Raw genomic sequence first — 17,861 nt, forward strand, 5'->3', positions numbered from 1 at the left:
AAAGCAGCTTGCGCAATGCAGTTGGGTTTTGATCGCCAACACTTCACCCTGCCAAGGGTTGGCATTTTTCTTCAATTGAATAAGGGCCTGCCCGTTGCGTTAAGCGCTCAACGACACATCCCGGGCTAGCAGTGGTTCTTATTCGATCTCGTGGTCAAAGGCCTTGTTACAGACCAATTCCATTTGGTGCGGAAGTTTGGAAGGCGCCGACACCCGCAGTCGCATGGAGCGCTCTATCCGCCCCTCGACCGTCCTCGTGTGCTCAGGGTTGAGCAGCGTCGGAAATTCAGTGCGGGCGATTGTAGATATGTCGCGTTTTATAAACCATGTCTTATCCCGAAATAATTTTTATCCCATGGCGCAACAATCCCTCATGATTGTTGCGAAGGATCGCAATCATAGCGATTTTCATTTGCAACAAAAAGCCCCAAAAAGGACCTGAAACACTCCCCTTCCAGGACTCTCGATCCCCCCTGAGGGCCGCCTTCCATCAGGCTTCACCCCTTGTAAAACGGGCGCTGTGAAGATTTGTATCGATAGCAGGCTATGGTTCTCGGCCGACAGGCTCGCGTACACAAACTGACAGGCTCTCATTGAACCAGCGCGCCAGAATGCAGTCTGTTGCAGCGACTCAACCGCCCCTCTGCGACCGCGGCACTGTGACAACATGTCGCACTTTTGCCGCACCTGCGCTTGCCGCAAATCACGGACTTTTCAGGTGCCGAATGAACGGCACAAAAAAGCCCCGGCCCCCCATCGGAAGGCCGGGGCTTTTACGAGTGAATCAGTAGGTTTTCTTGCGATTGCGTACCACACCCAGAGGCACCAGGATCACCGTCAGCACGAACGCCACCAGCGCCCACTGGGCCAGGGACAGACCGAGGATCGGCGGGTACGGCGTGGAGCAGAAACCGTCCACCTGAAAGCCCAGGGGGAAGATCTTGGCCAACGGCAGGCTGTCGACAATCGGCTGCAGTACATCGATGCCACAGCTCACCGAGGGGTAGAACTGGGTGTACACATGGTGCCCCGCCACGCCCGCGCCGGCGAGGGCGCAGATGACCACCAGGGTTTCCATGACCGTGACCCCACGTCGCGAACTCATGGCCGCGCCGATGAAGGCAAACAGTGCAATCAGCAGCAAGGCATAACGCTGCAGGATGCACAGCGGGCACGGCGCCTCGCCCAGCACCACCTGCATGTACAGGGCTCCGCCGATCAGTGCCAGGCAGATAATCCCCAGCAGCACCAGGAAACGCCGCTCGCGTCCCAAACCCAGTCTGTCGTCACTCATCCCTATTCCTTTTTCTGTTGTGTTCAGCCTGCCCCCGAGACCCGAGGCGGCAGACCGAGATTGTCTTCGATGAACCCGTCGATCGCGTGCAGGCCAATACTCGCAGAGGCACACCCGGCTGCCGGGAAGTCTACACGTTGAACATGACCTTTGAATGCAGGGACGTACAGCGCCACTGCAACGCGGCTTCGGGCGCTTTGCCAGTTGCGGACAATAGCGACAAGCAGGTTAAGAGTGGATTAACCGCCATACCAAATACGCCGAGAATAAAGGCGGTTTCGGGAAAATCAGCGAATACCGGAGCGACATGAAACGAAGGGGAGAGAGAAAAGGCCGGCGCCCGTGGGGAGCCGGCCGGGGTGGTTATTCCAGGGTCGCTGCCGGACCGAAGAACTCATAGCGGCTCTGCTGCTCGGGAATGCCCAGGGCCTGCAGGTGGCGCTTGATCGCGGCCATGAAACCCTTGGGCCCGAGGAAGTAGGCGTCCAGGTCGCGTTGCTCCGGCAGCCACTCGGCCAGTTGCTCGCGGGTCAGCATGCCCAGCTTGTCCGCCGCCGGGCTGACACCGTCATCCTCGGCGTAGCAATAGAAGCGCTTGAGCTGTGGATACCGCTGGGCCAGTTCATCGACCCAGTTGCGAAAAGCATGCACCTGGCCGTTGCGGGCGCAGTGGATGAAATGCACCGGACGCTCGGTGGCCAGCGCCGCCTCCAGCATCGGCAGGGTTGGAGTGATGCCCACCCCGCCGCTGATCAGCACCAGCGGTTTGTCGCTGGCCGCCAGGGTGAACTCCCCCGCAGGAGGGAACAGCATGACGCTGGTGCCCACCGGGCATTGGTCATGCAGGTAGTTGGAGGCCACGCCGCCGGTTTCGCGCTTGACGCTGATGCGGTACTGGCCCTGGTTGGAAAGTGCCGAAAGGGAGTAGTTACGACGGATTTCCTCGCCCCCTATAAAGAGCTGCAAACCGATGTACTGCCCCGGTTCAGCGGCGAGGATCGGCCCCTGGTCCAGCGGTTCGAAATAAAAGGAGGTGATTTCCGCGCTTTCTTCCACCTTCTGCACCAGCCGGAACTCACGGGCACCGCGCCAGCCGCCGGGCGCCTGGGCTTTCTCGTCGTAGATCGCCGCCTCGGCGCCGATCAGGATATCCGCCAGCTGGTTATAGGCGGCGGCCCAGGCATCGATCACTTCCTGGGTGGCGATCTCGCTGCCCAGCACTTCGGAAATGGCCCGCAGCAGGCAACCGCCAACGATGGGGTAATGTTCCGGAAGGATCTGCAAGGCGACGTGCTTGTTGATGATCTTGGCCACCAGGTCCCCCAACTGGTCCAGTTGGTCGATGTGCCGGGCATACATCAGAACACCATTGGCCAAGGCCCGGGGCTGATCGCCGCTGGCCTGATGCGCCTGGTTGAACAGTGGCCGCACTTGCGGGTACTCGGAGAGCATCATCCGGTAGAAGTGGGTAATCAGGGCTTCGCCGCCGCTTTCGAGCAGGGGCACAGTGGCTTTGATAATGGCACGATCTTGAACGCTTAGCATAAGGACAACTCCTGGACTTTATGACTGCTTGCAGGTTTCCTATGCCTAATCAGTTTTCGTGCCAAAAATAAATACGTTAAATATCAACAAGTTAAAATAAATATAGTCATAAAGACACTCTGTCTTTTATAGTCATTAAGACACCACGGAGTCATTATGACTGCAAAATCCCTGCTCACCGCCCTGCTTCCCCTGGTCACCGACCTGTCCCGCGAACTGCCCGAAGGCGAGCGCTATCGCCGCCTGCTGGAAGCTCTGCGCGCCCTGCTGCCCTGCGATGCCACCGCACTGCTGCGCCTGGATGGCGAGTGGCTGGTGCCCCTGGCGGTCAACGGCTTGAGCACCGACACCCTGGGCCGCCGCTTCAAGGTCAGCGAGCATCCGCGCTTCGCCGCCCTGCTCAGCAGCCCGGGCCCGACCCGCTTTGCCAGCGACAGCGACTTGCCCGACCCCTACGACGGCCTGGTGGAGGGGCTCGATGATCACCTGGAAGTGCATGACTGCATGGGCTGCCCGCTGTTCGTCGACGAGCGCCCCTGGGGCCTGCTGACCCTCGATGCCCTGGACCCGCAGCGCTTCGAACCCATCGAGCTGGATGCCCTGCAAGCCTTCGCCAGCCTCGCCGCCGCAACGGTCAGCGCCGCCCAGCGCATCGAACGCCTGGCCCAGCGCGCCGAAAACGAGCACCAGCGGGCCGAGGTCTATCGCCAGGCCAGTGGGCAGAACCGCGAGATGATCGGCCAGAGCAAGGCCCACAAACGCTTGCTGGAGGAAATCAAGCTGGTGGGCGGCAGCGACCTGACGGTGCTGATCACCGGAGAAACCGGCGTCGGCAAGGAACTGGTCGCCCAGGCTATCCACGCGGCTTCGCCCCGGGCCGAGCAGCCGATCATCAGCCTCAACTGCGCGGCCCTGCCCGACACCCTGGTGGAGAGCGAGCTGTTCGGCCACGTGCGCGGCGCCTTCACCGGGGCCACCCAGGATCGCCGGGGAAAATTCGAACTGGCCAATGGCGGCACGCTGTTTCTCGATGAAGTGGGCGAGTTGTCGCTGACCGTGCAGGCCAAACTGCTGCGGGTGCTGCAAAGCGGCCAACTGCAACGCCTGGGGTCGGACCAGGAGCATCGGGTCGACGTGCGCCTGATTGCCGCCACCAACCGCGATCTGGCGGAAGAAGTGCGCAACGGCCGCTATCGTGCCGACTTCTACCACCGTCTCAGCGTCTACCCCCTGCGGGTGCCGGCACTGCGCGAGCGCGGCCGCGATGTGCTGCTGCTCAGTGGCTACTTCCTGGAACAGAACCGCTCGCGCATGGGCCTGGGCAGCCTGCGCCTGAGCGTTGAGGCGCAACAGGCGCTGCTGGCCTACCACTGGCCGGGCAACGTTCGCGAGCTGGAGCACTTGATCGGGCGCAGCGCTCTGAAAGCGCTGGGCAACCACCCCGAGCGACCGAAGATCCTCAGCCTGGATGCCGGCGATCTGGACCTGCCCCGGGCCAGCGAAAGAACCAGCGCCCCCGTCGAGCCTGCTGTTGCAACCCAGGCCATGCCTGCCGTAGCCGGCGACCTGCGCCAGGCCACCGACCACTACCAGCGCCAACTGATCAGCAGTTGCCTGGAGCAGCACCAGCACAACTGGGCCAGCGCCGCCCGTGAGCTAGGCTTGGACAGGGCCAACCTGAGCCGCCTGGCCAAGCGCCTGGGCCTGCGGTAAACGCCAGCGCCGACAAAGCGCCCCGCCCCTCTGCAGGAGCCGGCTTGCCGGCCAGGGTCGCGCCGCCGACGGAAAGCGGGAACACCGCTAAAGCCAGCCCTGAACACGTCGATAACCCGTTATCAATGGTTGTCCGTGGCCCGTGCCACGAGCCAATTTTCTCCAGAGAAGGTTTTTATGTCCTCCAACAAAGCCCGCGCAGATTCGCTATCGCTTCTGCTGTTTACCTTGCGCAGCGGCAAGCTGATGGCAATCAACCTGCTTAAAGTCAGTGAAATCATTCCCTGCCCGCCGCTGACCAAGCTGCCCGAATCCCACCCCCACGTGAAAGGCATCGCCACCCTGCGGGGCAACTCGCTGTCGGTGATCGACCTCAGCCGGGCCATCGGCGAGCGGCCCCTGGCCGACCCCGACAGCGGCTGCCTGATCGTCACTGACGTCAGCCGCTCCAAACAGGGCCTGCACGTGCAGGCCGTGAGCAAGATCGTGCATTGCCTGACCACCGATATCCGTCCACCGCCCTTCGGTTCCGGCGGCTTGCGGTCCTACATCACTGGGGTGACCCAAGTGGACGGCACCCTGGTGCAGGTACTGGATATCGAGAAAGTGATCCATGGCATCGCCCCGGCCCAGATCGAGATGGCGCCCACCGAGCTGAGCATGGAAGACGCCGAAGCCCTGGGCAACGCGCGGATCCTGGTGGTGGACGACAGCCAGGTGGCACTGCAGCAATCGGTACACACCTTGCGCAACCTCGGCCTGCAATGCCACACCGCCCGCAGCGCCAAGGAAGCCATCGACTGCCTGCTGGAACTGCAAGGCACGGCCAACGAGATCAACCTGATTGTCTCGGACATCGAGATGTCGGAGATGGACGGCTACGCCCTGACCCGCACCCTGCGGGAAACCCCGGACTTCGCCCATCTCTACGTGCTGCTGCACACCTCCCTGGACAGCGCCATGAACAGCGAGAAAGCCCGTGTGGCCGGTGCCAACGCCGTGCTCACCAAGTTTTCCTCGCCAGAACTGACCCGCTGCCTGATCGACGCAGCCAAGACCATTGCCACCCAGGGCGCCTGAAGCATGAGCCAGATCCACTGTTTGTTGATGCGCCGCGATCTCACTGCCCCTTTGGCAGCGCCGCAGTGGCCTGCCGGCGTCACTGTGTACAACTACAGCCCCGAGCATGCGCAGGCTGTGCATCAGTTGATGCATCTGGGCTACCAGGACGGTGGCGGCGACGTCCCGGTGCTGGACAGCTGGCGCCAGGCCTTCGAGAGCGATGCCGAATACGACCCCGAACTGTGCCTGGTGGCCCGGGATGCCGAAGGTGTGATCGGCGTCGCCCAGTGCTGGACCAGCGCCTACATCAAGGACCTGGTGGTACACCCCCGAGCGCGCGGCCAGGGCCTGGGGCGCGCCTTGCTGCAGCAAGCCTTCATCCTGTTCGCCGAACGCCGGGAAGGCTGCGTCGATCTGCGGGTACTGGAAGGCAACCTGGGGGCCCGGCGCCTCTACGAAAGCGTCGGCATGTACATCGTGCGTCACGAAACCCTCGACTGATCCGCCGGTCACTATCCTGTAGCTGCCGCCGAAGGCTGCGAACGGTCGGATCAGCCCCGGCGATCCCAAAGCCCCTGCGCCCCAAGGAGCCGCCCCCATGAACGCCAAGACTCTGTGCCTGCTCTGCCTGGCCACCCTCACCGGCCAGGCCAGCGCCTCCAGCGACGATGCCTGGGCCGCCCTGGAGCAGGCCATCCGAATCAGCTGTACCCAGGCCAGCGGCCTGCAAAACCCCAAACCCGTGGGAACCATCGCGCAATTTCCCGACCAGGTCGGCGTCAGCGCCCTGTTGCTGCAAGGCCGCTACCCGCAGAAACACATGCGCGGCCAATCGGGCATCGAACTGTGCCTGTACAACAGGCAGACCGGCCAGGCTGCGGTCAGCGAGTGGGACTCGATCCGGCCGGCCCTCAAGGCCCGGTGAATGGCGCATAACTTGCTTCGGCATGGACCCGGGTAGCGTCCATGACGGTTTTCCCACCTGACTCCTGCTGATCCACAAGGCGCTTCGTGCAATGAACACTCAGTTTTCCTGCGTCGGCTGCGGCAAATGCTGCAACGATCACCACGTGCCCCTGACCCTGCTGGAAGCCCGCGACTGGGCGGCCGACGGCGGCCAGGTGATCATTCTGGTGGAAGCCTTCCTCGGCAATGGCCTGGGGCTGCCGATGCAGCAGCGCGAGCACGCCGAACGCCGTTCCTGCCGGGTCCGCAGTGGCGCCACCGAAGCCTATGTGGCGATCACCTTCGCCGCCTACAACGTCGGCCCCTGCCGGAATCTTGACGAAGACCAGCTGTGCCGCATCTACCAGCGCCGGCCACTGGTGTGCCGCATCTACCCCATGGAAATCAATCCGCACATTCCCCTCAACCCGCAGGCCAAGGAATGCCCGCCGGAATCCTGGGAACAGGGCCCGCAACTGATTCTGGGGAATGAACTGGTGGATCAGGAGCTGGCCGAGCTGATCCGCCGCTCACGCCAGGCCGACCGTGACGACATCCACACCAAGGAGGCCATTTGCGCCTTGCTGGGCATTCGCACCACAGCGCTCAAGGGCGACGGTTTCACCGCTTACCTGCCGGACATGGGCGCCCTGGCTAACGCCATCGACCAGGTCCAGGCTGCACCACCCGGAGCACCGGGCCAGCCCTGGCGCTTTCACCTGTCCGGAGACGATATCGCCGGTCAGGTCCAGGCCGCCGGTGCCCAGGTGGTCAGTGAAACGCCTCTGGACTACGCCTTCATTTCCCTGCGCGCCGCCTGAGCCGCGGACAATGGCGGGGCGGCGAACAGCCCTAGCCGCGCTTGTGCCAGAACTCCAGGGCCAGTTGCCGCAAGTCCCCCGCCAGCCCGGCCACGTCGCCTGAGTTGACGTGGCTGAGCTGGCCGGCACTGACGGTCGCCTCACAGGCATTGCGAATGCCGATGATGTTGCGGTTGATGTCCTCGCTGACTGCGCTCTGCTCTTCCACCGCTGCGGCGATCTGCAAGCTCATCTCGGTAATCTGGTTGACCCGCTGGCTGATGCCGTCCAGGGCCACCGCCGCGCGCTTGGCCTGGTCGACACTGCTCTCCAGGTGCTGGCTGCTGTGCTGCATGGCCTCCACCGCATTGCGCGCGCCCATTTGCAGGGTGCTGATCATGCGCTGGATCTCGTTGGTGGAATCCTGGGTACGCTGGGCCAGCCCGCGCACTTCATCGGCGACCACGGCAAAACCCCGGCCCTGCTCCCCGGCCCGCGCTGCCTCGATTGCCGCATTCAGGGCCAGCAGGTTGGTCTGCTCGGCGATGCTGCGGATCACCTCCAGCACCCCGGAAATGTCGGTGCTATGGCTTTCCAGTTGATGGATGACCTCGGTGGCCCGCTCCAGCTCGCTGGCCAGGCGCAGCACCGCACTGCGGCTTTCGCCCACCAGCAGGTGGCCCTCACGGGTTTCGCTTTCCGCCTGGTCCGCCGCCACCGAGGCCTGCTGGGCATGGGTGGCGACCTCGGCGACGCTGGCCGCCATCTGGTGAATGGCCGCCGCCACCTGATCGGTTTCCGCCTGCTGTTCCAGGGTGCTGTTGTGGCTGCTGTGCAGATGCTCCACCAGTTCCGCGGCATGCCCCTCCAGGCGCTGGGACGCATCGCCGATGCGCCCCACTACCGCGCCCACCTGGGCTTCGAGCATCTGCAGGGCGAACTCGATGCGCCCGAACTCGTCGGTACGGCCGGTATAGATGCCCTGGCTCAAGGGGTTGTCACCGATCTGCCGGGCGCGCTCGGCCAATCGATCCAGTGGCCGCGCTTGCACGCCGACCGCCGTCAGGCTCAGGCACCACCCCATGGCCATCACGGCCCCCTGGACCATCCAGGATTCGGGCAGCAGCCACACTGAAACGCCGTAGCTGCCGATGAAGCCGGCGCTGATGGAGGCCCAGAGACGCAACCGCAGGCTGATCACCGGCAACAGGCTCCACCACGAGGGGCCGGCACCGTTGAGCTGGGCATAGGCCCGCTCCGCCGCCTCGATCTGACGGACGCTGGGTTTGGTGCGCACCGACTGGTATTCCACCGCCTGGCCATCGCGGGTCACGGGCGTGACATAGGCACTGACCCAATAGTGATCGCCGTTCTTGCAACGGTTCTTCACCATGCCCATCCACGAACGGCCGCGCTTGAGGGTGCGCCACATGTGGGCGAAGGCCGCGGAGGGCATGTCCGGGTGGCGCAACAGGTTATGCGGCGCGCCCAGCAACTCCTCACGGCTGTAGCCACTGATCTTGATGAAATCAGGGTTGGCGTAGGTGATCGCGCTAGTCAGATCAGTGGTCGAAAGGATATTCGCATCAGGGGCAAAGTCCACGTTTCGCCCAGTAACCGGAAGGTTGATCTTCATGGATAGCGCGCTCGTATGTGTTGGGTGGAGTCGGCAGGGCTGCTGACTCTAAGCGCACTGATGCCACAAATACTGATCCAGCTCAGGTTTAAAGCAATTAGCCATCATTGCGATTAAAAAAGCGCAAATCGGGATTTTTTCTGCGAATGTCGGCGATATCAGCGTTTGCCCATGGAGCGACGAGTGCCGGGAGGCGCTGCGCCGGGGGTCTTGGTGTGTCCGTTGCTGGCACCATTTTTGTACCAGGGCTGCTGGGCATTCTTGGCAGGAGCAAACTCGGAAGGCTTGAAGGGAAACTTGAACGCCGGGATCGCCGCTGTGCTCGGGGTGTCGGTAGCGGTTGCGTCAGCGGCCGGGTCGACGTTCAGGGCGTCATCCGCAGCGGGTTGTGCAGGGGAAGTCATGGAAACTCCAGGAGAGAAAGGAAATCCGCGCCGGGGTGCAGGCCGCAGTGGGCGCCAGTATACCTGTGCGCCAGCCATCTTTGATCGGGGCCCACCGGGAGTTTTCTGACAGCGCTGACAGCTGGCCGTCACGGTGCTGACCGGGTTGTCGGGCTATAACTGTGCCCAGATCATGGCCATCCTTCCGACATCATTGCCCGGCGCTCTCTCCCCATGCCCATTGCCAAGAAAACAGTCGTGACCGCAGCGGTACTCGTGATGCTCATCGCCGGCCTCGCGTGGTTCCTGAACAAGCCCGCCACCGCCAGGCTGGCCGCGCCCACGGCCATTCCGGTACGGGTGGTCAGCGTGCACCAGCAGGATGTGCCGCGTTACGCCAGCGGCATCGGCACGGTACTGTCGCTGCACAGCGTGGTGATTCGCCCACAGGTGGATGGCATCCTGACCCGGCTGCTGGTCAAGGAGGGGCAACTGGTCAAGACCGGCGACCTGCTGGCGACCATCGATGATCGTTCGATACGCGCCAACCTCGATCAGGCCCGGGCCCAGCTGGCGCAGAACCAGGCCCAGTTGCAGGTGGCCCAGATCAACCTCAAGCGCTACAAGCTGCTGTCGGTGGATGACGGCATCTCGAAGCAGACCTATGACCAGCAAGTGGCCCTGGTCAATCAGCTCAACGCCACGGCCCAGGGTAACCAGGCTGCCATTGATGCCGCTCAGGTACAGCTTTCCTACACTCAGATCCGCTCTCCCGTCAGCGGCCGGGTGGGGATTCGTACCGTTGATGAAGGCAACTTCCTACGCATGAGCGATACCCAGGGCCTGTTCTCGGTAACCCAGATCGACCCGATTGCCGTGGAGTTTTCCCTGCCCCAGCAAATGCTGCCAACCCTGCAGCAACTGATCCGCGCCCAGGACCCGGCGGCGGTCAAGGCCTTCCTCGGCGCTGACAGCAACAGCGCCGGGGCCCTGCTGGGCAACGGCCACCTGACCCTGATCGACAACCAGATCAACGCCGGGACCGGCACCATCCGCGCCAAGGCGGAGTTCAGCAACGCCCAGCAGCAGCTGTGGCCCGGGCAACTGGTGACGGTGAAAATCCAGACCGCCCTGGACCAGAACGCCCTCACCGTACCGCCGACCGTGGTCCAGCGCGGCCTGGACCAGCACTTCGTGTACCGGGTCAAGGGCCAGCAGGTGGAAGTCGTGCCGGTGCAGGTGGTGTATCAGGACAGCGGGTTGAACATCATCTCCGGGGTCCAGGCTGGCGATGTGCTGGTCAGTGACGGCCAGTCGCGGCTCAAGCCCGGCTCCCAGGTCCAGGTACTGAGCGATCCACCCCAGGTGGTACAGGCGACGGAGCCCCAGCCATGAAGGGCCATGGCTCGGTGTCCGCCTGGTGCGTCGACCATCCGGTTGCCACCGTCCTGCTGACCTTCGCCCTGGTACTGTTGGGCGCCATTGCCTTCCCGCGCCTGCCGGTGGCGCCGCTGCCAGAGGCCGAGTTCCCGACCATCCAGGTGTCCGCCGCCCTGCCCGGTGCCAGCCCGGACACCATGGCCTCTTCCGTGGCCACGCCCCTGGAGGTGCAATTCAGCGCCATTCCCGGCATGACCCAGATGACCTCCAGCAGCGCCCTGGGCTCGTCCTTGCTGACCCTGCAATTCACCTTGAACAAGAGCATCGACACCGCCGCCCAGGAAGTGCAGGCGGCGATCAACACCGCCGCTGGCAAGTTGCCCAAGGACATGCCCACCCTGCCCACCTGGAAGAAGGTCAACCCGGCGGACAGCCCGGTGCTGATCCTCAGCATCAGTTCGACGCAGATGCCCGGCACCGAGCTCAGTGACTACGCGGAAACCCTGCTGGCCCGACAGATCAGCCAGATCGACGGGGTCGGCCAGATCAACATCACCGGCCAGCAGCGCCCGGCGATCCGGGTCCAGGCTTCGGCGGACAAACTGGCGGCCATCGGCCTGACCCTGGCCGACATCCGCCTGGCGATCCAGCAGACCAGCCTCAACCTGGCCAAGGGTGCACTGTATGGCGAGTCGAGCATCTCCACCCTGTCCACCAACGACCAGTTGTTCCATCCCGAGGAATACGGCCAGTTGATCGTTTCCTACAAGGACGGTGCCCCCGTGCACCTGCAGGATGTGGCGCGGGTAGTCAACGGTTCGGAAGATGCCTACGTCCAGGCCTGGTCCGGCGACCAACCGGGGGTCAACCTGGTGATCTCGCGCCAGCCCGGGGCCAATATCGTCGAGACCGTGGACCGCATCCAGGCTGCCCTGCCAGGCCTGGAGGCCATGCTCCCGGCCTCGGTGCAGGTCAAGGTGCTGGTGGACCGGACCCAGACCATCCGCGCCTCATTGCACGAAGTGGAGATCACCCTGCTGATCGCCGTGCTGCTGGTGGTGGCGGTGATGGCGCTGTTCCTGCGCCAGTGGTCCGCGACCCTGATCGTCTCCGCGGTGCTGGGCGTGTCCCTGACCGCCAGTTTCGCCTTGATGTACGTGCTGGGCTTCAGCCTGAACAACCTGACCCTGGTGGCCATTGTCGTGGCCGTGGGCTTTGTGGTGGATGACGCCATCGTCGTGGTGGAGAACATCCACCGCCACCTGGAAGCCGGCGACGGCATGCGCGCGGCGGCAATCAAGGGCGCCGGCGAGATCGGCTTCACCGTGGTCTCCATCAGCTTCTCCCTGGTGGCGGCGTTCATTCCCCTGCTGTTCATGGGCGGCGTGGTGGGCCGGCTGTTCAAGGAGTTCGCCCTGACCGCCACTTCCACCATCATGATTTCGGTGGTGGTCTCGCTGACCCTGGCCCCCACCCTGGCGGCCCTGTTCATGCGCGCGCCGGTGCACCCGGCCCATGCCAAGCCGGGCTTCGGCGAGCGCCTGCTGGCGGTCTACGAGCGCGGCCTGCGCAAGGCCCTGGCCCACCAGAAACTGATGCTGGGGATCTTCGGCCTGACCCTGAGCATGGCCATTGCCGGCTATATCCTGATCCCCAAGGGCTTCTTCCCCGTGCAGGACACCGGCTTCGTGCTCGGTACTACCGAAGCTGCGGCGGACATTTCCTACCCGGACATGGTGAAAAAGCACCAGGCGCTGGCCGAGATCGTCGCCGCCGACCCGGCAGTGCAGGCCTTCTCCCACTCCGTGGGGGTCTCGGGCAGCAACCAGACCATCGCCAACGGCCGCTTCTGGATTTCCCTCAAGAACCGTGGCGACCGGGACGTGTCTGCCAGTGCCTTCATCGACCGCATCCGCCCGCAACTGATGAAGGTGCCCGGCATTGTCCTGTACCTGCGGGCCGGCCAGGACATCAACCTCAGCTCTGGTCCCAGCCGCGCCCAGTACCAGTACGTACTGAAAAGCAACGACGGCCCGACCCTGAGCACCTGGACCCAGCGCCTGACGGAAAAGCTGCGCAGCAACCCGGCCTTCCGTGACATCTCCAACGACCTGCAACTGGGCGGCAGCATCACCCACATCCAGATCGATCGCACGGCTGCCGCGCGTTTCGGCCTTACCGCCAGCGATGTCGACGAGGCACTGTACGACGCCTTCGGCCAGCGCCAGATCAACGAGTTCCAGACCGAGATCAACCAGTACAACGTGATCCTTGAACTCGACACCCAGCAACGGGGCAAGGCCGAGAGCCTCAACTACTTCTACCTGCGCTCGCCGCTGACCGGAGAAATGGTCCCGCTCTCTGCCCTGGCGCGCTTCGATGCGCCCACCATCGGCCCGCTGTCGATTGCCCACGACGGCATGTTCCCGGCGGCCAACCTGTCCTTCAACCTGGCCCCCGGCGTGGCCCTGGGCGATGCGGTCATCCTGCTCAACCAGGCCAAGAGCGAGATCGGCATGCCAACGGCCATCAGCGGCAATTTCCAGGGCGCGGCCCAGGCCTTCCAGAGCTCGCTGGCCAGCCAGCCGTACCTGATCCTGGCGGCGCTGGTGGCGGTGTACATCATTCTCGGGGTGCTGTACGAAAGCTTCGTGCATCCCTTGACCATCATTTCCACCCTGCCCTCGGCCGGGCTGGGCGCCTTGCTGATGCTCTGGCTGTGCGGCCAGGACTTTTCCATCATGGCGCTGATCGGCCTGGTGCTGCTGATCGGCATCGTCAAGAAGAACGGCATCCTGATGATCGACTTTGCCCTGGAAGCCCAGCGCCACGGCGGCCTGCCTCCCGAGGAGGCGATCTACCAGGCCTGCATCACCCGCTTCCGGCCGATCATCATGACCACCCTGGCCGCCCTGCTCGGTGCCCTGCCGCTGATGCTCGGCTACGGCGCCGGCGCCGAACTGCGCCAGCCCCTGGGGATTGCCGTGGTGGGCGGCCTGCTGGTCAGCCAGGCCCTGACGCTGTTCACCACGCCGGTCATATACTTGTGGCTTGAGCGGCTGTTCCACCGGCCCCAGCCGGCCCTGTTGCCGGCCACCACTACCTGAGGCGGGTCATGCGCGTTCTGATTATCGAAGACGAAGAAAAAACGGCCGATTACCTGCACCGCGGGTTGACCGAGCAAGGCTACACCGTCGACCTGGCCCGGGACGGCGTCGAAGGCCTGCACATGGCTCTGGAGGGCGACTATGCCGTGATAGTGCTGGATGTGATGCTGCCCGGCCTGGATGGCTTTGGCGTATTGCGAGCACTGCGTGCGCGCAAGCAGACCCCGGTGATCATGCTCACCGCCCGCGAACGCGTGGAAGACCGCATCAAGGGCCTGCGCGATGGCGCCGACGACTACCTGGGCAAGCCCTTCTCCTTCCTTGAACTGGTGGCCCGCCTGCAAGCCCTGACCCGTCGCAGCGGTGGGCATGAGCCGGTGCAGATCAGCATCGCCGACCTGTGGATCGACCTGATCAGCCGCAAGGCCAGCCGTGCCGGCAGCCGCCTGGACCTGACCGCCAAGGAGTTTTCCCTGCTCAGCGTGCTGGCCCGGCGCCAGGGCGAGATCCTGTCCAAGACCGCCATCGCGGAAATGGTCTGGGACATCAATTTCGACAGCGACGCGAATGTCGTCGAAGTGGCGATCAAGCGCCTGCGGGCCAAGCTCGACGGCCCCTTCGAACAGAAACTGCTGCACACCATCCGTGGCATGGGCTATGTGCTGGAGAGCCGCGGTGCCGAGTAACTCCATTGCCCTGCGCCTGAGCGGGCTGTTCACTCTGGTGGCGCTGCTGATCTTCCTGCTGATTGGCGGGGCCCTCTACCAGCAGGTGGACAAGGGCCTGGGGCTGCTCCCGGAAGCCGAACTGGATGCGCGCTACAGCGTGCTGGAGTCGGCCCTGACCCGCTACGGCAACCCCGAGCACTGGGCCAAGATCAACGCCAAGCTCAAGCTGCTGAGCGAGGAAGACAAGCGCATCCGCTTCTGGGCCATCAGCGGCGACCCCGGCTATGAATACGGCAACCCCGACGCGCAGATCCGCGAATTCGCCCAAGGCCCCCTGGGCATGCGTGACCTGAACCTGAGCGATCACCCCTATCCGCTGAAAGTCCTGGTCAGCCAGTTGCCGGCCAAGGAACAGCGCCCGGCCCTGCGCTTTCTGATCGCCATCGACACCGACACCTTCCACCAGACCCAGCATCAGTTGCTGATGGCCCTGATCGGCCTGGCCATTGTCGGCGTGCTGCTGGCCTCGGCCCTGGGCTATTGGGTGGCGCGGATCGGCCTCAAGCCGCTGATCAAGCTCTCCCAGGAAGCCCAGCGCCTGGCACCGCCACGGCTGTCCGGGCGCCTGCAATTGTCGCCACTGCCGCCGGAACTGAAGCAGTTCGTCAATTCCTTCAACTCCACGTTGGAACGGGTCGAACACGCCTACTCGCGCCTGGAGTCGTTCAACGCCGATGTGGCCCACGAACTGCGCTCGCCCCTGACCAACCTGATCGGCCAGACCCAGGTCGCCCTGACCCGGGGGCGCTCGGCGGAGCATTACTTCGAGGTACTGCAATCGAACCTCGAAGAGCTGGAGCGGCTGCGTTCGATCATCAACGACATGCTGTTCCTGGCCAGTGCCGACCAGGGCAGCAAGGCCACCAAGCTCACCACCAGTTCCCTGGCGGCGGAAGTGGCAACGACCCTGGACTACCTGGACTTCATCCTCGAAGACGCCCAGGTCAGGGTCGAGGTTCAGGGCGATGCCCAGGTGCGGATCGAGGTTGCCCACCTGCGCCGGGCCCTGATCAACCTGCTGAGCAACGCGGTGCAGCACACCGCAGCCGGGGAAGTGATCCAGGTGCGGATCGAGGTCCAGGAACACCAGGTGGCGATCGCCGTCAGCAACCCGGGGCAGGACATTGCCAGTGAACACCTGCCACGGCTGTTCGAGCGTTTCTACCGGGTGGATCCCTCGCGCAGCAACAGCGGTGCCAATCACGGCCTGGGGCTGGCCATCGTCAAGGCCATCGCCCTGATGCATGGCGGCGATGTGTTCGTGCGCAGCGACCGGGGCATCAATACCTTCGGCCTGTACCTGCCTCTCTGACTCGGGATTCTCGGATTCTGTAGGAGCCGGCTTGCCGGCGAAGGCGTCAACACATCCGGCGCAAGGCGATAGGGCGCGTTCGCTGGCAAGCCAGCTCCTACTATTGTTTTTTTTGTAACAGTCCTTATCCTGTTCGGCTCTTTTTCCAGCAGCCACGTGGTTATATTTTTGTCGCACCGAATTGAACTTGCTCTGCAAGAAGGTCTTCAGAAATGTCCAACAGTATGGGTATCGCCAGCGCGTTCGTTTTGTCTTCCCTGTTCGTGGCACCAATGGCCATGGCCGAAGAATCCCAGGGATTCGTGGCAAGAAATGCCGCACGCGCCGCCGCTTTCGAACAAGCCCAGATCGCCCAGGCAGCCCAGCAGCAAAACACTCAGCAAGCCCAGAAGATCACTGCCGAGCAAAGCAAGAGCGACACTCAGAAAGACAGTTGATCCACGCTTCCGACTTGTTTCCCTCGACAACTTCTCTGCTTTCAACCCGGGAGTAAGTTGTCTTAAAGCCGCTGAGTTCAGCGGCTTTTTTTTGCCGTATAGAAACCCTCGGCACACTCGTCATACCCAGAACAAGAAACACCCGAATTCACAATAAGAAGCCATTGTCTTCACCAAAGGAGCTAAACGTTGTTCAAGACCTCACTGAAGATCAGCCCCCTGTTCATTGCAATCGCCGCAACGATCCCGACACTCGGGCAAGCCGCCGAAGAAACCAAGGCCGAGGGTTTTGTCGAGGGTTCGAGCCTCAAGCTCAACGCCCGCAACTACTACATGAACCGCAACCGCCTGCAGCAGAACAAAGACAACATCGAATGGGGCCAGGGTTTTCTCGGCGTCTTCGAGTCGGGCTACACCCAGGGCACCGTGGGTTTCGGCCTTGATGCCAACGCCATGCTCGGCCTCAAGCTGGACGGTGGTGGCGGCACCACCAAGTCGAGCATCCTGCCTATCAGCGACGATGGCCGGCACAAGGCACCCGGCTCGTTCTCCACCGCCGGCGCCACCTTGAAAATGCGGGCCTTCGATACCGAGCTCAAGGCTGGCGACCTGTTCCTCAACAACCCGGTGATCGCCGGCGGCATGAGCCGCATGCTGCCCCAGACCTTCCGCGGCGTGAGCCTGACCAACCACAGCTTCGACGGCTGGTTGATCGAGGGCGGCCAGGCCAGCTTCACCAAGCCGTACAACCAGAGCGGACACAAACGCATCGGTACTTCCTACGGCAGCCTGCGCGAGGGCGACGAGAGCCTGCACCTGAACTGGGCCGGCGTGGCCTGGAGCGGCGTGCCAGGGCTGACCAGCAGCCTCTACGCGTCCGAACTCAAGGACATCTGGAACCAGTACTACTACGACCTGGACTACACCTACGCGGTCAATGAACTGGTCAGCCTCAACCCGGGCCTGCACTTCTATCACACTCAGGACACCGGCCAGGCGCTGCTGGGCAACATCGACAACAACACCTACAGCCTGCACTTCACCGTCGGCGTGGGTAACCATAGCGTCACCGCGGCCTATCAGCGGGTCAACGGCAACACACCGTTCGACTACATCGCCCAGGGCGACAGCATCTACCTGGACAACTCCCAGCAGTATTCGGACTTCAACGGCCCCAACGAGCGTTCGTGGAAGCTCAAGTACGCCTATGACTTTGCCGGTCTTGGCCTGCCGGGCCTGACTTCGGCGCTGTCCTACTCGCGCGGCGAGCTGGACCTGACCAAGGTCGATCCGGCCAGCCGCGGCTATGCCAGCTGGTACAGCGCCGACGGCAAGAACGCCAAGCACTGGGAGCGCGACCTGGACCTCAAGTACGTGGTGCAGGGCGGCAGCGCCAAGGACCTCGCCGTACGCCTGCAGTGGGCCACCAACCGTGGCGGCAACGGCTACGGCGCGCTGGACAACGACACCGACGAATACCGGGTGATCGTCGACTACCCGATCAACGTCTTCTAAGCCG

Annotated in this window: 15 protein-coding genes and 1 pseudogene; 12 read left to right on the forward strand and 4 right to left on the reverse strand. The window is 63.5% G+C overall.

Annotated elements, in window-relative coordinates; genetic code table 11:
* Positions 1–15: 15 nt before the first annotated feature.
* Positions 16–210, forward strand: a pseudogene (locus tag KI242_RS32060) (hypothetical protein); the annotation flags it as partial.
* A gap of 574 nt (positions 211–784) precedes the next feature.
* Here the strand turns inward: KI242_RS32060 and KI242_RS25750 are convergent.
* The gene (locus tag KI242_RS25750) at positions 785–1,294 is read right to left on the reverse strand and encodes a disulfide bond formation protein B (RefSeq protein ID WP_011063288.1); all 510 of its coding nucleotides are present in this window, start codon (positions 1,292–1,294) and stop codon (positions 785–787) included.
* A gap of 363 nt (positions 1,295–1,657) precedes the next feature.
* A complete protein-coding gene (hmpA, locus tag KI242_RS25755; protein WP_077934735.1) occupies positions 1,658–2,839 on the reverse strand; it encodes an NO-inducible flavohemoprotein in 1,182 nt (393 codons plus the stop codon).
* A gap of 156 nt (positions 2,840–2,995) precedes the next feature.
* Here hmpA and norR point away from each other — a divergent pair, with 156 nt between their 5' ends.
* The 5 genes from norR to KI242_RS25780 all read left to right on the forward strand — a co-directional run bounded on the left by norR (position 2,996) and on the right by KI242_RS25780 (position 7,380).
* The gene (gene norR, locus KI242_RS25760; RefSeq protein WP_212805660.1) at positions 2,996–4,552 is read left to right on the forward strand and encodes a nitric oxide reductase transcriptional regulator NorR; all 1,557 of its coding nucleotides are present in this window, start codon (positions 2,996–2,998) and stop codon (positions 4,550–4,552) included.
* 177 nt (positions 4,553–4,729) lie between these two features.
* A complete protein-coding gene (locus tag KI242_RS25765; protein ID WP_011063291.1) occupies positions 4,730–5,632 on the forward strand; it encodes a chemotaxis protein in 903 nt (300 codons plus the stop codon).
* 3 nt (positions 5,633–5,635) lie between these two features.
* Complete coding sequence (locus KI242_RS25770) at positions 5,636–6,115, forward strand: GNAT family N-acetyltransferase (RefSeq protein ID WP_019093702.1); 480 nt, start codon at positions 5,636–5,638, stop codon at positions 6,113–6,115.
* A gap of 97 nt (positions 6,116–6,212) precedes the next feature.
* Positions 6,213–6,539 carry a hypothetical protein gene (locus KI242_RS25775; RefSeq protein WP_015636919.1) on the forward strand — a complete coding sequence of 109 codons (327 nt, stop codon included), beginning with the start codon at positions 6,213–6,215 and terminating at the stop codon, positions 6,537–6,539.
* 91 nt (positions 6,540–6,630) lie between these two features.
* Positions 6,631–7,380, forward strand: coding sequence for a YkgJ family cysteine cluster protein (locus KI242_RS25780; RefSeq protein WP_011063294.1), 750 nt, complete (start codon positions 6,631–6,633; stop codon positions 7,378–7,380).
* 31 nt (positions 7,381–7,411) lie between these two features.
* Here KI242_RS25780 and KI242_RS25785 read toward each other — a convergent pair whose 3' ends face one another.
* Together KI242_RS25785 and KI242_RS25790 are read right to left on the reverse strand one after the other, a co-directional pair.
* Complete coding sequence (locus KI242_RS25785) at positions 7,412–8,995, reverse strand: PAS domain-containing methyl-accepting chemotaxis protein (RefSeq protein ID WP_011063295.1); 1,584 nt, start codon at positions 8,993–8,995, stop codon at positions 7,412–7,414.
* Positions 8,996–9,153: 158 nt separating this feature from the next.
* On the reverse strand, positions 9,154–9,399 hold the full coding sequence (locus KI242_RS25790; protein WP_011063296.1) for a hypothetical protein: 246 nt from the start codon (positions 9,397–9,399) through the stop codon (positions 9,154–9,156).
* A gap of 213 nt (positions 9,400–9,612) precedes the next feature.
* Here KI242_RS25790 and KI242_RS25795 point away from each other — a divergent pair, with 213 nt between their 5' ends.
* The 6 genes from KI242_RS25795 to KI242_RS25820 all read left to right on the forward strand — a co-directional run bounded on the left by KI242_RS25795 (position 9,613) and on the right by KI242_RS25820 (position 17,857).
* Positions 9,613–10,773 carry an efflux RND transporter periplasmic adaptor subunit gene (locus KI242_RS25795; protein ID WP_015636921.1) on the forward strand — a complete coding sequence of 387 codons (1,161 nt, stop codon included), beginning with the start codon at positions 9,613–9,615 and terminating at the stop codon, positions 10,771–10,773.
* Positions 10,770–13,865 carry a multidrug efflux RND transporter permease subunit gene (locus KI242_RS25800; RefSeq protein ID WP_015636922.1) on the forward strand — a complete coding sequence of 1,032 codons (3,096 nt, stop codon included), beginning with the start codon at positions 10,770–10,772 and terminating at the stop codon, positions 13,863–13,865. Before KI242_RS25795 ends, KI242_RS25800 begins: the two co-directional genes overlap by 4 nt.
* Positions 13,866–13,873: 8 nt before the next feature.
* The gene (locus tag KI242_RS25805) at positions 13,874–14,551 is read left to right on the forward strand and encodes a heavy metal response regulator transcription factor (RefSeq protein ID WP_011063299.1); all 678 of its coding nucleotides are present in this window, start codon (positions 13,874–13,876) and stop codon (positions 14,549–14,551) included.
* Complete coding sequence (locus tag KI242_RS25810) at positions 14,541–15,905, forward strand: heavy metal sensor histidine kinase (protein ID WP_041752549.1); 1,365 nt, start codon at positions 14,541–14,543, stop codon at positions 15,903–15,905. The genes KI242_RS25805 and KI242_RS25810 overlap by 11 nt, the downstream gene beginning before the upstream one ends.
* A gap of 212 nt (positions 15,906–16,117) precedes the next feature.
* Positions 16,118–16,342 carry a hypothetical protein gene (locus tag KI242_RS25815; protein ID WP_011063301.1) on the forward strand — a complete coding sequence of 75 codons (225 nt, stop codon included), beginning with the start codon at positions 16,118–16,120 and terminating at the stop codon, positions 16,340–16,342.
* 189 nt (positions 16,343–16,531) lie between these two features.
* Positions 16,532–17,857, forward strand: coding sequence for an OprD family porin (locus tag KI242_RS25820; RefSeq protein WP_053153705.1), 1,326 nt, complete (start codon positions 16,532–16,534; stop codon positions 17,855–17,857).
* Positions 17,858–17,861 lie beyond the last annotated feature (4 nt).

The organism is Pseudomonas sp. Eqa60, from assembly GCF_018326405.1.
Lineage (GTDB): Bacteria > Pseudomonadota > Gammaproteobacteria > Pseudomonadales > Pseudomonadaceae > Aquipseudomonas > Aquipseudomonas protegens.